Origin of the sequence: Pseudomonas sp. OV226 (genome assembly GCF_003148705.1) — a bacterium.
GTDB lineage: Bacteria > Pseudomonadota > Gammaproteobacteria > Pseudomonadales > Pseudomonadaceae > Aquipseudomonas.
Window position 1 is genome coordinate 16,549 of the sequence record NZ_QGGS01000025.1, and the last position, 12,296, is coordinate 28,844.

The following is a 12,296-nucleotide window of genomic DNA, read 5'->3' on the forward strand; positions in this document are numbered from 1 at the left end:
AACCCGCATCAGCGGGCCTTTGTGGACAGTAGGGTATGGGCCGAATTACGGCGCCGAGTTGTTCGACGGCGAGGCCGACGAGATCGAGGATTTGGCGAACAGCCCGTAAGGGCGCATTGCCGATACCAGGGCGGCGAGTGCCCAGGTCGAACTGAAGATCAGTTTCGACGCATTGAACTCACCGGCCAGATAAGCGCCGGCAGATACTGGGCCAGCGGTCGCATCGGCATCATCGACGAGAATGGCAACCGGGGTCTGACTGCCGTCCGATGCAGTGCGAACACACTGAATGTAGGTGCCGACCGCATCGAATACATTGATGGTGAAGGTATCAGTGGCAACGAAGGCAGTACCGCCTGCACTGATGGTGAAACCGATTTCCGCATGGGTGAAGGCGGTGCCGACGGTTGCATTGCCCAGCACAGTGCCTTCTGGGTTGGTCACCTTGAACACTGTAGCCGAGGTGGCGAGCAGCACATAGCCGCCAGTTTCCACCGCGGAGCCCACCGCCACCGTACCAACGGTGCCGTTGCCGGTGTTGCTCGAGCCTGCCACTACCTGCACAGGGTTGACGTTTTGCTGGCCCAGCACGGTGCCGCGTTTCAGCACGCCAGCACCCAGCAAAATCGGCTGGGTGACCAGGTTGCGTGCATCGGCAATCAGTTGATCAGGAACGTAGACCTGCGCCTGGACGCCGGGTTGTTGGGGATTGTCTCGAATTTCAGTTGGGGTCAGCGACATGCTGTCGATCTCCGTTTGGCGTTGGGGTTAGCGTGACTGAGGCTGAGCGCGAGCTGCGGCCGCAATGATTTGTTGCGCGACCGGCGTAACACCTGCCGGGAGATCGTCACCGCCATCAGACTCAACGTTTTTGATCTTGGCGGCATCCATGCGGTCTTTGAAACTGCCACCCTTGCCGCCTACAGCACCAGCGGCGTTGATAGCGCTGATCGCAGCATCCGCTGACATGCCGGTGTCGAAGGCAAACACGCACGCCTGTTCCGGGCTGCCGGCTTTGAAGCCGTGAGCCACAATCGCCGCGCAGCGGGCGCGCTCCTGACTAACGATGGCCTGTGTCTCATCGTCATCTTCAGCGTCAGGATCATCGGAGTCATCGTCGGCGCGTTTTGCCTTACGACCTTTGGTGTCGTCCTTATCAGGATCATCACCTTCGCCCTTGGCGCCTTTGGCATCCTTGTCGTCATCGTTGTCGTCTGCGGCTTTCTTACCTTTGCCTTTTTGGCCTTGGGCGTCGTCGTCCTTATCCGGGTCATCACCCTCACCCTTGGCACGCTTGGTTTTATCCTCGTCGTCGCCCTCATCGGCGCGCGGGTGGAAACCCAGCAGCTGGGCAAACGGCATCGCCGCACTCAGTCTGTTTCGAATGGTCATGGTCAATCCTCTGAATGGTTGGTGCTAGGCCAGCTGGGAAATCAGCGCCCGGAAAGCGGCGTCGGGCGCCGCGACAGCGTCGGCCAAACCAGCAGCAACACCGGCGGCGCCGAGGTAGGTGCCAGCCTGGGTTGCGCGAACCTTACTGGCCGCGATGTTTCGGTTACGGGCGACGGTTTCCACAAACAGTTCGCCCATGGTGTCGATGTCATCCTGGAACCGCGCCAGCGCCGGCGCCGACAGCGGGATCTCGGAATGACCGTCAGCCTTGCGATCGCCGTAGGTGATGAACGTCACCTCGATGCCGGCGGAGGTCAGCGCCTTGGAAAAATCGACGTGCATGCAGATCACGCCGATAGACCCGGTGCCCCCGGTGCGCGGGACGTAAATCCGGTCAGCCGCGCTGGCCAAGGCATAGGCCGCTGAATAGGCCGATTCATTGAGGATCGACCAGATCGGCTTGACCCCGCGAGCGCTGTAAATGGTGTCGACCAGATCGAAACAACCGGAAACTTCGCCTCCCGGCGAATCAACGTCCAGCACGATAGCCTCGACCTTGGGATCGTACAGAGCGGTCAAGAACGCCTGGCGCAGCCCGTCGTAACCCGTCATGCCACTCCATGGCCTGAGCGTCCCGGTCTTCTGCACCAGGGTGCCGTGAATGGGGATCACCGCCACGTTCCCGACCAGGTCATAACCGGTATCGCGCGACTCCCGATCGGCGTAGCTGTAGCCATCCCCTTCCAAAGCGAGGGGTGTCAAGTCGATGGCATCACCACTGACCCGCATCATCCGGCCGATGCCCATTCGCTCGGCCAGGGCGGCCATGATGACCTCAGCTTTCTCCGGCCGAATCGCTACCGGCACATTGAAGAGCCGTTGAGCAAGATGTCCAAATTGCATTATTGAGGCCTCGGTTTCTCTATGGCTTCATCCGCCGACGTGTATCCGCCCGGGATCTGCATGCCAGCCCATGTTGGACAAGGGATGCCCAGTTCTTTGAACTTGTCGATTTCACGTTTGCGCTGTTCGAGCACTTCCTCGTAGTCCAGACCCTGCTCCATGCATTCTTGTTGAAGCGTGGAAAGCCCCGCGTCCATGCCCAGTACGGCGCCTTGTTTCTCCGCCACCGGATCGATCCAGCCCCTTGCAGGGCCCATCCATTCAGCGCGTGAGTACATCGACCGGCATTCCATGAACTCTGGAGCACCATGTGGCAGTGGATAGTCGTCGACCTCCATGGACTCCTCCATGAAGCAGCCCAACACCGGCTGGGCGGTGTTATTGGCAAAATCGTTACGGCGACGCGTCAGGGTCTTGAACGCCTCCAACAGAGCACCGCGCGCGGAGCTGTAGTTGGTGTCCGACCAGTCGTGCGACATCTGCTGCGCCGACAAGCCGGTGGCCGAGGCGAAGTTGTTCAGGAACGATTTTTCGAATCCCGCGAAGTTGGCATTCGGGCGCGTAGCAGTAACCGCATGAATCTTTTCACCCGGGAACAGAATTGGGAGCCTCGACTCACCCAGCATGGTTTTCTTTCTGTCGTGGTAGTCGGCCCGCTGGTCCTGATAGGCGGACATGTCATCACCCTCACCGACCGCTTCAGCCACCAGACTGTGATCGAACGGGCTTTCGATGTAGGCACCAAAAATCGAGTTGATCACCGCGGCGTCCAACTCGACCGCATCGTACTTGGCGAGCATTTTCATGCGCTGCAGGATCGGCGCGAAAATGCCGGAGCCCCCGCGGTGCTGGGACGCACGATCATGGTCATAATCATGAATGATGACTGGCCGACCCCATTCGGTTTCCCGTGGGATCTGCTCCCAGGTCACGCTATCAGCGGCTGCCCACCAGTCACCCTGATGGGCCTTGCGAATCCAGTACGCCTTGGCAGCGCCGAAACGATCGAGAATGACGCCACCACGGGATGAAGTGGAGTCGAACTGCTGTTGCGGGTTACTCAGCCGGTCAGGGTCGATCAGTTGGATGGCCGTCGAGTAGCGTGCACGGCCAAGGCCAACCCGATCCGGGATGTAACATGCCTGCATCAATGAATCACCGTCGATAAGCTTGTGACGAAACCCCAGACGCATCATTTGAGTAATGGTCAGCGAACGCTGCGCATCACAGTAGCGCCCGGTGTCGAACGCCCAACTCCGATAGTTCGCGCTGGCGACTTGCGCAAATTCATGCGCCCACGTGGCGTCAAACGCTTTTTTCCCGGTGTACGCCGCCAGGGCGCGCCAGTCCGGCTTGATCAACGGGCGGAAGTGCCCGCCAATGGCATTGTCGAGGATGCGAGTAACCGCACCCGAAGCCCAGCCGTCGTTTCGAACCAAGTCACGGACCCGAGAAACGATCCGATCACGGTACATGTTGAGTTCGCCATCGGGCGAACCAAGGACCGGGTTCCAACCAGCAACGTGCTCGCCGCGAATGTCCGCAGCGTCATAGGGTGCGCCGCCACCAGGTGCAAGCGCTTTTCCCCGGCTCGGCCGCAGAGGCTGGATCGGCTTGCCGTCGAGCCCAACAATCGATACAGGGTTATTCATCACTTGAACCTGAATGTAATAGGTCGACGGGCCTGGCAAACAATTCCGAGTTGCTGTTGCAGCATCAGAATGATGTTTGCCAGCTGGGCGATATTGGCTCGCGTGTAGGTGATGCTCTTGGAGCCATCACCCTGGGTGTACGTAGCGGTCTCGATCTTTCCGCCCGTTGATAACTGGATGTAAGCCTGCTGCGCGTTCTGCAACGACACCTGCAAGGACTCCCGGGAAATGCCCGCCAGCAAACTACTGTTTGGACCACAACGGCTCATGGGATAACCCCAGGTCAGCCCCGCCGAAGCGGGGAGTTTTACGCGAGCCGGCTGGCCAACGTTTTTTTCTTGGCGGGTTTCGACGGGATGATCTGAGGGCCGGTTTTCTTGCCATCAGATTCAGACTCATCCAGCGAAACTGACGGCTCCGGCTCTGGGCGATGAACGGGAACACCAATCAGCGCATTAACCTTTTCCGCCAGCTTATTCAGCTTGATGCCCATGTGCAGAAGCCCGCACAACGCGGCATATCCGTACACACGACAGTCGAGACCTTCGTTTGCGCGGCCTGGACGAGGCTCCCAGACGCGATACTTCACGCCCCCGGTTTCCTTCACCACCGATCGTTCAGCGGTCAACTGGGCGAAGTAGTTGATGTCTCGACTGACCGGAAAGTGCATGTAGCCCGGCCCGGGTTTGTCCTTCATCAAGCGCGTAACGATGGTGTCTTTAGCCGCGTTTACACCCAGCATGACCGGCCGATAGGTGGCCTTGCTGCGCCGGCTTGGAACCTTCGTCGGCCAGACCGGAGAACGTTTGCCGTTTCGCGCCGATTCGCCTTTGATCGCCCATATTCGGCGACCGATGCGCGCCTTGCAGAAGGCATACACTGCCTGCGTATGGTGACCGCCGGAGTCAAAACAGGCGGCCATCACCGGAAAGGCGTAACCGTCGGCGCGGTACCAGATACGCTTGAGGTACGCATCGAGCAAGGCCTGGGTTTCCGGCTGATCAAACTCGCCTTCAATGACGTGGTAATCGATCGACCAGGACTCTTCATTGACGCCCCAGCCGATGACTTCCATCTCAAGACGATAGTCCTGGCAGTCGATACCGACAGTGATCAACGCGACCCCGTCGGGCACCTCGGCGGCCCAGATTTCACAGCGCGCCGCCAGGCTTTCGATTTGGATCTCCCGGCCGGAGTTCTTCCGATACGGAAGGCCAAGCTGCGTGTTGTAAAAGGCGAGCTTCATGTCCTCGTCGTCGCCACAGGCCAACCATTTGCGGGCGATGTCTGCCGGCTTGTCTTTAGACCAGGGGCTGTACAGCTTCGACGCGGTGAAGCCCGCGTGTTCGTTATCAACCGGGTGACTGCCACAGGTTGGGCAGCGCGCCAGATAAACCGAATGCCGAGGGCTTTCGGAAAGTGTCCACACGCGCTCTACGGCACCAACACGGTCGAGATTCCAAGAGGCTTCGTATTGCTCCAACGGCTGATGCCGATCACCGCAGCACTGAAAGACCTTGGTCTGATGCCAGCGAATGCTGCGCAACGACTTGAGTCGGTCACCTTCGGACCACTGATCGCCACACCCCTCGCAATACATCCGCGCGGTCTTCGGCAGGTGAGCGCCGGTGTCCGGATCTTTCTGCCAATGGACGTGTTTGAAAAACTCGGGAAACTGCCGATGCCCGCAGGCTGGACACGCCACAGAGGCGCGGCGCTGATCGGAGGCCAGATAGCTTTTCTCGATCCGCGACTCATCTTCCACTGTCGGGGAGCAGGCCCGTACCGAAAGCCAGTTGGCCCCGAAGCTGGCCGTCCGCTCTTCGGCGAGCATGATCGGATCGCCCTCACGGGTAATCGGGTATTTGTCGACCTCGTCACTCAGCAGAATGCGGATCGGACGCCGCGCCAGGTTGTCCGGGCTACCGGCGCCGGCCAAGGCCAAAAACCCACCGGGGAAGGCCTTGTACAGCAGGGTCTCATCCGAAGAGCGGGTCTTGCCGCTGCCCACCAAGGCGCGCAGAACCGGTGTCGTGCGGACCAGTGGGCTGATGCGCTCTTTCGAGAACTGCTCGGCGGCCGCTTCCTTGGGTTGCAGCAATAGCATCGGGCACGGATCAAGGTGCGCGAAATAGCCGAAGATGTTTTCCAACAGCGCGGTTTTCAAAAGCTGGGTACTGACCATCACCGTGATGACGTGCACACCGGCTTCGGTCACCGCCATCATCGGGCCGCGGGCGACTTCAACGGTGGAGGTTTCCCAGTTGCCGGAAATCGCACCGGCCTCTTTGGCCAAACGACGGTACCGATCTGCCCAGTCGGGAACAGTGATGCGCGGCGGCGGCGTCCAGCCTTGGCGATAAGCGAGAACCAGGCGATCAGGTTTCGTTAGCGAACTCGACCTCAATTTCTGGCTCGCCGAGTTGGCTGATGTGTTTGTGGACATACTCCGTCAATGCTCCGACCACACGATCAGCCTCAAGCCCAAGGTCCGCGGCCAAGAGTGGGCCAACACGGGTAGGCCAGTTGAGCCAGGCATCACGTGATGCCCGCGCTTGTTCAAATAGTATTTTTTCAGCGATCTCCAACGAGACCAGGGCGCCCGACTTCTGCTCGTACTCGAGCTGACGCAACAGCGCCAGGTAGTTCTCCTTTCGGCGCAGGGCCTCGGCATAGTCGTGGGCGGCCACGCCGCCGTTTTCCAACAACCACAACGCCTGCTCTTCGAGCGACTCACCCTCGACCGGTACGAGGTTGGCTGCGCGCGGCGCAACCTGCGAACTGCGAACCGCTGGGTTCGCATTTGGGTTCGCACTGTTCGCAGCCTTCGCATTGCCTTCACGCCAGCTGCTTCCGGCCAGCGTCGGATCAATCGAGCCATCGGCGAAAGCCACGAGGCGATTGAGCTTCAGCGCTTTTCGAACCAGCGTGTCGGACACGCCTTCGCGTCTCGCGAACTCGCGAATGGAGATGCCTTCTTTCATTGTCGGGCCCGGGGTGCGAACACCTTTGAGACTTCATAGCTGGGGGAGCAGCGAGGCGCGCAATGCCCTCGATGCCAGAAGGGCGCAGAGGGACCCAACATGGGGGGGGTACCCCTCCCGGGGACGCCAAAGCGCACCACCATGGTGCAAAAAGGGAACCTCACCGTGCGGTCGCGAGCGCGTGCCCGATGGCCTCGCTGAACACGATGTTGAAGCGTCGGTTGACCAGTGCCTGAGCGCGACTGCGGTAGTTCAGGTGCTTGGTCACGGCCAACGCGTCGCCGAATCGGATCAGCAGCTTGAGATGTGCCGCGATCTTCTTCTTCGCCGGTATCCGCTGCCATACACCGTTGACCATTCCGGCCTTGGTCTTGACTGGACCAATGAACACATCGGGTCGGGCCTTCAGCCGCTCCAGCACCTTGCGAGGCAACTGCCCGTACTTGTCGAGCTTGATGTTCTTCGGGTTGAGCAATGCACGACCCGACAGAACGTGCGAGCCACCAGTTTCGTATGGCTCCAAATACTTGGCCGCGATGGGTTTGACATAGACGGTCGCCGTCAGCGTGTCCTTCCTTGCACCCTGGACACCCAACGAGTTCCGTGTGAATGGCCGAGGCTGCTTGAATGTGGATGCGATGTTATCGATCTCATCATCCGCAACCTCTGTGGCGATGGCAGTCAATGCAACGGCTGTCGCATAACCTATCTGCTTGTAGGCCAGCGCTGAGAGCTTCTTGCTCAGTTCCTTCACGTCATATCTGACGGATATTCCGATTGGCCCAGACATGAAGGATCCTCGCTCAGCTGCAGCGCCTATAACTTAGGCTGATTTGTTTTATCCGGGGCTTTCGTCTTCTCGCACCCCATGCAGTGCTCACAGTTCAACATCCTGCAGAGCCACGCTTTCACGCGCTGCCAATACGTGACCATGAAGATGTGCCGAGCACCGGCAAGGGCTAACGATACGTGCAACGTCAGACCAGCCGCAGTGGGGCCAATGAAAATGTTCTGTTCACGATTCACCACCACAAAACCACTGATCGCGATCGCGGAATAGATCAACTTCCCGAGAATGCCATCCCTCACCTTGCCACTCAGAACACACCAGAGAGCCCACAGCGCGATCAATCCACACGCTATTGAGTTGATCAGTTCGTAGTTCATGGTGGATTACCTCCTCCAAACCGCTGGCGGATAAACGCCCAGAGGTCGGCGGCTTTGATTGCTCGCGTGATTGCGGCAATCAACGACCCGCCAAAGGTCCCCAGCAAGAATCCAATCCCCGCAACACTTCGTGGCTCCACCACACCCAAATAGGCGCTGATCAAGCCAGTTAAGTAGTGTGCGCACACTGCGCCGGAGAAAATGAAGATCGCCCAGGCTTTACGATCAACCAGGTCGTCCTTGTGCCAAAAGCTTGCAGCGACCGCTCCAAGCAAGCCGGCCACAAACCATGAATCCAACCTGTCGAGCAGGCGGTATAGGAAATCCATGCGCTCGACTCCGCTGTTGGCATGATTGAGAAAAAGGCCTGCAAGGCCGAGGGGATAACCCCAAAAACGAAAAAGCCCCGACGCAGAGTCGAGGCCTTGAATAGGTGTGCGGTCTTTCCCGCCGTCCGCCGAAGAGATTCGCAACGCTGGCACCCAAATGCACCAGTCTCGTCGTTCGCTCGCGTGCCATCCAGCAAGCACTGTTAGGGTCTGGATGCACGGGCTGCCGGTGTTTTGTCGTAGCACTGCACGACCGGCTGATCAGTGTCCAGGCCTTCCCGAAGGCTGCCCTGGCTACAGTGGATCGAAATGGTTGCGAGGGCCGGATTCGAACCGACGACCTTCGGGTTATGAGCCCAACGAGCTGACCGCTGCTCTACCACGCAAAAACGAAAAACCCGGCTCAAGGGCCGGGTTCTGGAAGGAGTGTGCGTTGGAGGTAAGTTGCGCACTGTGGGAAAATTAACTGCAAACCCCCACCATGTCAACAGATTACGCTACTGATTCTTCCTTCTCCGCGTGAATCAACTGCCATACCGGTGATTGGGCCTCTAGATCCACTTCCTTGATGACGCCTTTCAGTGATTCCCACAACTCTAACCAGTCGCGATTCCAGTGCTTCGGCTCGATCGATACACCGAAGAAAGCATTCATTTCAGCAGCCACCCGGGCTGGGCCCCATTCGGCGGCACCGGTGACCTCAGCTTTGTACGACTGCAATGCCAGCGTCACCAGGTATTGAGCCTTCACACGCTTGGCCGAGGTCAGATCGGGGAGCTGAGCCTTGGCGGTGATCAACAGCACAGCATTCATTACGTGCTGCATGGTCAGGCACGGGTGGTAAAGGAAGTGCCCGAATTGCTGCACCTGAAAAGGCAACGTGCCGATGGCGCGCTGAACCTTACCCATCATTGTCAGGTGTGCCGCTCGGGCCGTGGATCGACCGATCGGTGTTCGGCGAGTTTCGCTGATGCTGATCTTCTGGCGGGCGACCTTGATGCGCTCTTCCTTGTCCTCACCCATGGCGGCAAACACCACCTCATGCTGGCGAGCTCTGGCTCTTCTGGCGATGGTGGCAGACTTGGCCGAGTCGATGGCTACGGCGGATATTGAGGCATTCGACTCATGCTGCGAGTCGGTCCAGGCTTGGCGCGCTCCGATCAGTTTCATAGTGACTCTCCCCAGCAGAAATTAGAACGGCGATCAGTCGCCGGTGTAGTTCGATGCGCCGGCACCGCGGCGGTTGTTCTGTTCATATTGTTCGTGGGCCCCGCCCTGTGCCTGCCTTGCCCTGGCTAATTCGGCGGTCGCATTGCGCAGCTTCATGCTCAGTTGCGGTACCAGTTCTTCCAACGGCATCGCGTCACCAGTGGTGCGGCAAACCCAGCCGGATGCATTGCAAACCAGACAGTCGAGGCGGTGGAAGACACCCTCTGTACTGCCAGCACCGCGACAGGTGCTGCACTCCATCAGCGGCTTGAGTTCACGACGGAAAGCTGGTCCGTGACTCTTCTTCATTTGCTGGCCTCCATCAGCTGTTTGTGAACTGCGTGCAGGTCCAGAAAGCCGTCTTCATTTCTTGAATGAATTCGAAGCTCCTGCCCACCCACCAAAAACAGCACCAAAACCTTCCCACCCTCGACACCACTGGTGATGCTGATCGAGCTGACATCGCCAGGCTGAACGGCCAGATGACGGCGTGGATCGACTAAAATCATCATTTTTAAACCTCGCCTATGGTTGATTCTTGAAAGGCCTCGCAACCCTTCTGTTCTGTGGCTTCCAGCGGATTACCCGAATTTCCGTTTCTACCTTCCTCCAACCCGTGAATCAGGGAAAACCCCTTGCCGTCTAAATGGCCGTGCCACAGCTCAAGGGCTGCGCGCTTGCGCTCTTCAACGGTGGTATGGATGTAGGCCTGCACGTTGTGGCCCATGGCGTGGTTGATCAGCATCTCGCCAATCAGGAAGTCGATGCCGAGATCTGCCCAGCCGGTACGGGCCAACTTGCGCAGGTCGTGACTGCTCCACTCGCCCTGCCCCAGCCCGGTGAACACGGCGCTGGCCTGGCCTTCGCTCATGCCCTTTCCACTGCGGGAGCGAAACAGGCAATCGCCGTCGTAATGGCTCGCCTGTTGCGCCGCGCGGTACCGGATTAGAAGGGTGCAAACTTGATCGGTCAGTGGGAGCGAGTGCTCGACTCGGGTCTTGGTGTTGCCCACCGGCAGATACCAGGTGCGTTCGGACAGGCTGATGTGCGACCACTGGGCTTTGCGGGTTTCACCGATGCGCGTGCCGTGGCAGAGCATCATCAGCGCGAGCATGGCCGGCTGTGGATCGGACTCGAAAAGGTCATGCAACTGGCTCAGCAGCGCCTCGATCTGCACACCGCGAAGGCGCGCCGGCTTGGCTTTGATCTTGGTCTTGGAGAAGTCGCTGAACTTGATGCCGGTCATAGGGTTGGTCGGTATCAGGCCCAGCGTGTGAGCCTGACGACAGGCGACCACCAGCAAGCCGAAAATCAGCCGCACAAACTCCAGCGACAACGTCTCCTGAAGCGGCCACATCAGCTGGGTGTCGAGGGTGCCGTGACGAACATCGGCTATCGGTAGATCACCCACGCGAGGTATCAGGTGGCAAACAATCGCTGACTTACCCGTGGCCTTACGCTTGTCAGAGAGGTTGCGGTCGCGGCTCATACGGTCGGCGTACCACCTCAGCAACTCGCCCAACGTTGCCCAGGGCGATACTGCCGCACCCGCTTCCGGATCCGAACCCAGCCGCATACGCAGATCAGGCAGCGCAGCCAACACGGCCTTCGCCGACAGGTCGGGATAGGCGCCGATCCGATTCCACTTCTTGCGAACGACCAGACTCCACGTTCCGCGCGGACGAGCCTCAGTGAAGCGGAAGTAAAGACCTGGGTGCCGAGGGTCACGCATCAGCACGGCGGCCGGATCATCGGCACGACGGCGAATTTCGGCATCGGAGAAGGCCACTGTCATAGTCATTGGATCACCACGACAGTTGGGGATAGACGGAGGTAGTCACGTATTGCTTCTACCGCTTCGAAATGCCCCCGGCACACGATCGCCAAGTAGCCTTGTTCGTTGAGTTTTCGAATGCGCTCGTGCTGCTCCGCTGAGACACCCGCGTCATTCGGCGGCGTAGCCTTGAACTCGATGTACAGACCGAAGTACCCACCACGTGCCATGGTCAGCACCAGGTCAGGAATACCGGCCACAACGCCCTGTTGTTTTAACTTTCCGGCAACAGATTTGTGACGGTGACCGCCGTTTGGGACGTGGTAGATCAGGTCAGCCACCTTTGGCATCCGGGCGCGCAACTCAGAGATCAGAGCCGCCTGCTCGATGCCTTCACGATCAAGGCGCGGGGCTCTGGCTCTCGGTGGCGTGGGCGACTGCTTTGCAATGGACTTCATTTGCGGTCGCCCCGCGCTTTCCGGTACCGATCATCGAGGCGTCGGCAGATTTCATAAAGCGCCCAAGAGGCGAGAATCATCAGGACGAGCAGGGTTCGTGGATCGATCATGCAGCCCCCTTCACGGTAAGGATTCCGGCCCGGATCAAGGCCTCGTGTGTTTCAGCGATGGCGCGCGGCATGTCCTGCCAATCGATCTCGCCGGCGGCGCGGCCGTCAATGACGTCGTGACAGCCGCTGCATGCGTAGACGGCGACGGTGTCGAAGCCCTTAATACCCATGCCCTTCTGCCCGCAAGGCAGATGAGCGAGCACCGTCGTGGCCGGATCGAAGTTGCAGGCACCAGGTGCGCGAACAGTGCATTCTTGGCCGTTGGCCGAGGCTCGGAGTTTTTTCGAGGTCACGCGCATACCCGTTCCCCCGTCGTGA

At 59.3% G+C, this 12,296-nt stretch carries 16 protein-coding genes and 1 tRNA gene; all 17 read right to left on the bottom strand.

Going from position 1 to position 12,296, the window contains the following annotated elements:
• Nucleotides 1-45: 45 nt before the first annotated feature.
• The 17 genes from C7534_RS27370 to C7534_RS27450 all read right to left on the bottom strand — a co-directional run bounded on the left by C7534_RS27370 (nt 46) and on the right by C7534_RS27450 (nt 12,277).
• Nucleotides 46-741 carry a head decoration protein gene (locus C7534_RS27370; protein ID WP_109787667.1) on the bottom strand — a complete coding sequence of 232 codons (696 nt, stop codon included), beginning with the start codon at nt 739-741 and terminating at the stop codon, nt 46-48.
• Between the two features lie 27 nt (nt 742-768).
• On the bottom strand, nt 769-1,392 hold the full coding sequence (locus C7534_RS27375) for a hypothetical protein (RefSeq protein ID WP_146206199.1): 624 nt from the start codon (nt 1,390-1,392) through the stop codon (nt 769-771).
• 24 nt (nt 1,393-1,416) lie between these two features.
• Nucleotides 1,417-2,295: a S49 family peptidase gene (locus C7534_RS27380; protein WP_109787669.1), complete on the bottom strand. Its 879-nt coding sequence runs from the start codon at nt 2,293-2,295 to the stop codon at nt 1,417-1,419.
• On the bottom strand, nt 2,295-3,947 hold the full coding sequence (locus tag C7534_RS27385; protein ID WP_177412291.1) for a phage portal protein: 1,653 nt from the start codon (nt 3,945-3,947) through the stop codon (nt 2,295-2,297). Before C7534_RS27385 ends, C7534_RS27380 begins: the two co-directional genes overlap by 1 nt.
• A complete protein-coding gene (gene gpW, locus C7534_RS27390; protein ID WP_109787670.1) occupies nt 3,947-4,216 on the bottom strand; it encodes a gpW family head-tail joining protein in 270 nt (89 codons plus the stop codon). The genes C7534_RS27385 and gpW overlap by 1 nt, the downstream gene beginning before the upstream one ends.
• Nucleotides 4,217-4,254: 38 nt before the next feature.
• The gene (locus tag C7534_RS27395) at nt 4,255-6,243 is read right to left on the bottom strand and encodes a phage terminase large subunit family protein (RefSeq protein WP_109787671.1); all 1,989 of its coding nucleotides are present in this window, start codon (nt 6,241-6,243) and stop codon (nt 4,255-4,257) included.
• Nucleotides 6,244-6,325: 82 nt separating this feature from the next.
• Entirely contained in the window at nt 6,326-6,931 is a 606-nt protein-coding gene (locus C7534_RS27400; RefSeq protein WP_109787672.1) for a hypothetical protein, read from the bottom strand.
• A 160-nt stretch (nt 6,932-7,091) separates the two neighbouring features.
• Entirely contained in the window at nt 7,092-7,685 is a 594-nt protein-coding gene (locus C7534_RS27405) for a hypothetical protein (RefSeq protein ID WP_256594826.1), read from the bottom strand.
• Between the two features lie 62 nt (nt 7,686-7,747).
• Complete coding sequence (locus C7534_RS27410) at nt 7,748-8,098, bottom strand: hypothetical protein (RefSeq protein WP_109787674.1); 351 nt, start codon at nt 8,096-8,098, stop codon at nt 7,748-7,750.
• Nucleotides 8,095-8,427 carry an MFS transporter gene (locus tag C7534_RS27415; RefSeq protein ID WP_109787675.1) on the bottom strand — a complete coding sequence of 111 codons (333 nt, stop codon included), beginning with the start codon at nt 8,425-8,427 and terminating at the stop codon, nt 8,095-8,097. The genes C7534_RS27410 and C7534_RS27415 overlap by 4 nt, the downstream gene beginning before the upstream one ends.
• A 310-nt stretch (nt 8,428-8,737) precedes the next feature.
• A tRNA-Met gene (locus C7534_RS27420) sits at nt 8,738-8,813 on the bottom strand.
• Nucleotides 8,814-8,919: 106 nt separating this feature from the next.
• The gene (locus C7534_RS27425) at nt 8,920-9,597 is read right to left on the bottom strand and encodes a hypothetical protein (protein ID WP_109787676.1); all 678 of its coding nucleotides are present in this window, start codon (nt 9,595-9,597) and stop codon (nt 8,920-8,922) included.
• Nucleotides 9,598-9,630: 33 nt separating this feature from the next.
• A complete protein-coding gene (locus C7534_RS27430) occupies nt 9,631-9,945 on the bottom strand; it encodes a hypothetical protein (protein ID WP_109787677.1) in 315 nt (104 codons plus the stop codon).
• The gene (locus tag C7534_RS27435; RefSeq protein ID WP_109787678.1) at nt 9,942-10,148 is read right to left on the bottom strand and encodes a hypothetical protein; all 207 of its coding nucleotides are present in this window, start codon (nt 10,146-10,148) and stop codon (nt 9,942-9,944) included. Before C7534_RS27435 ends, C7534_RS27430 begins: the two co-directional genes overlap by 4 nt.
• Before the next feature lie 2 nt (nt 10,149-10,150).
• A complete protein-coding gene (locus C7534_RS27440) occupies nt 10,151-11,437 on the bottom strand; it encodes a tyrosine-type recombinase/integrase (RefSeq protein ID WP_109787679.1) in 1,287 nt (428 codons plus the stop codon).
• Nucleotides 11,434-11,868: a VRR-NUC domain-containing protein gene (locus C7534_RS27445; RefSeq protein WP_109787680.1), complete on the bottom strand. Its 435-nt coding sequence runs from the start codon at nt 11,866-11,868 to the stop codon at nt 11,434-11,436. The genes C7534_RS27440 and C7534_RS27445 overlap by 4 nt, the downstream gene beginning before the upstream one ends.
• Before the next feature lie 106 nt (nt 11,869-11,974).
• Nucleotides 11,975-12,277, bottom strand: a complete 303-nt coding sequence (locus C7534_RS27450) for a nuclease domain-containing protein (RefSeq protein ID WP_109787681.1) — start codon at nt 12,275-12,277, stop codon at nt 11,975-11,977.
• Between the last annotated feature and the right edge of the window lie 19 nt (nt 12,278-12,296).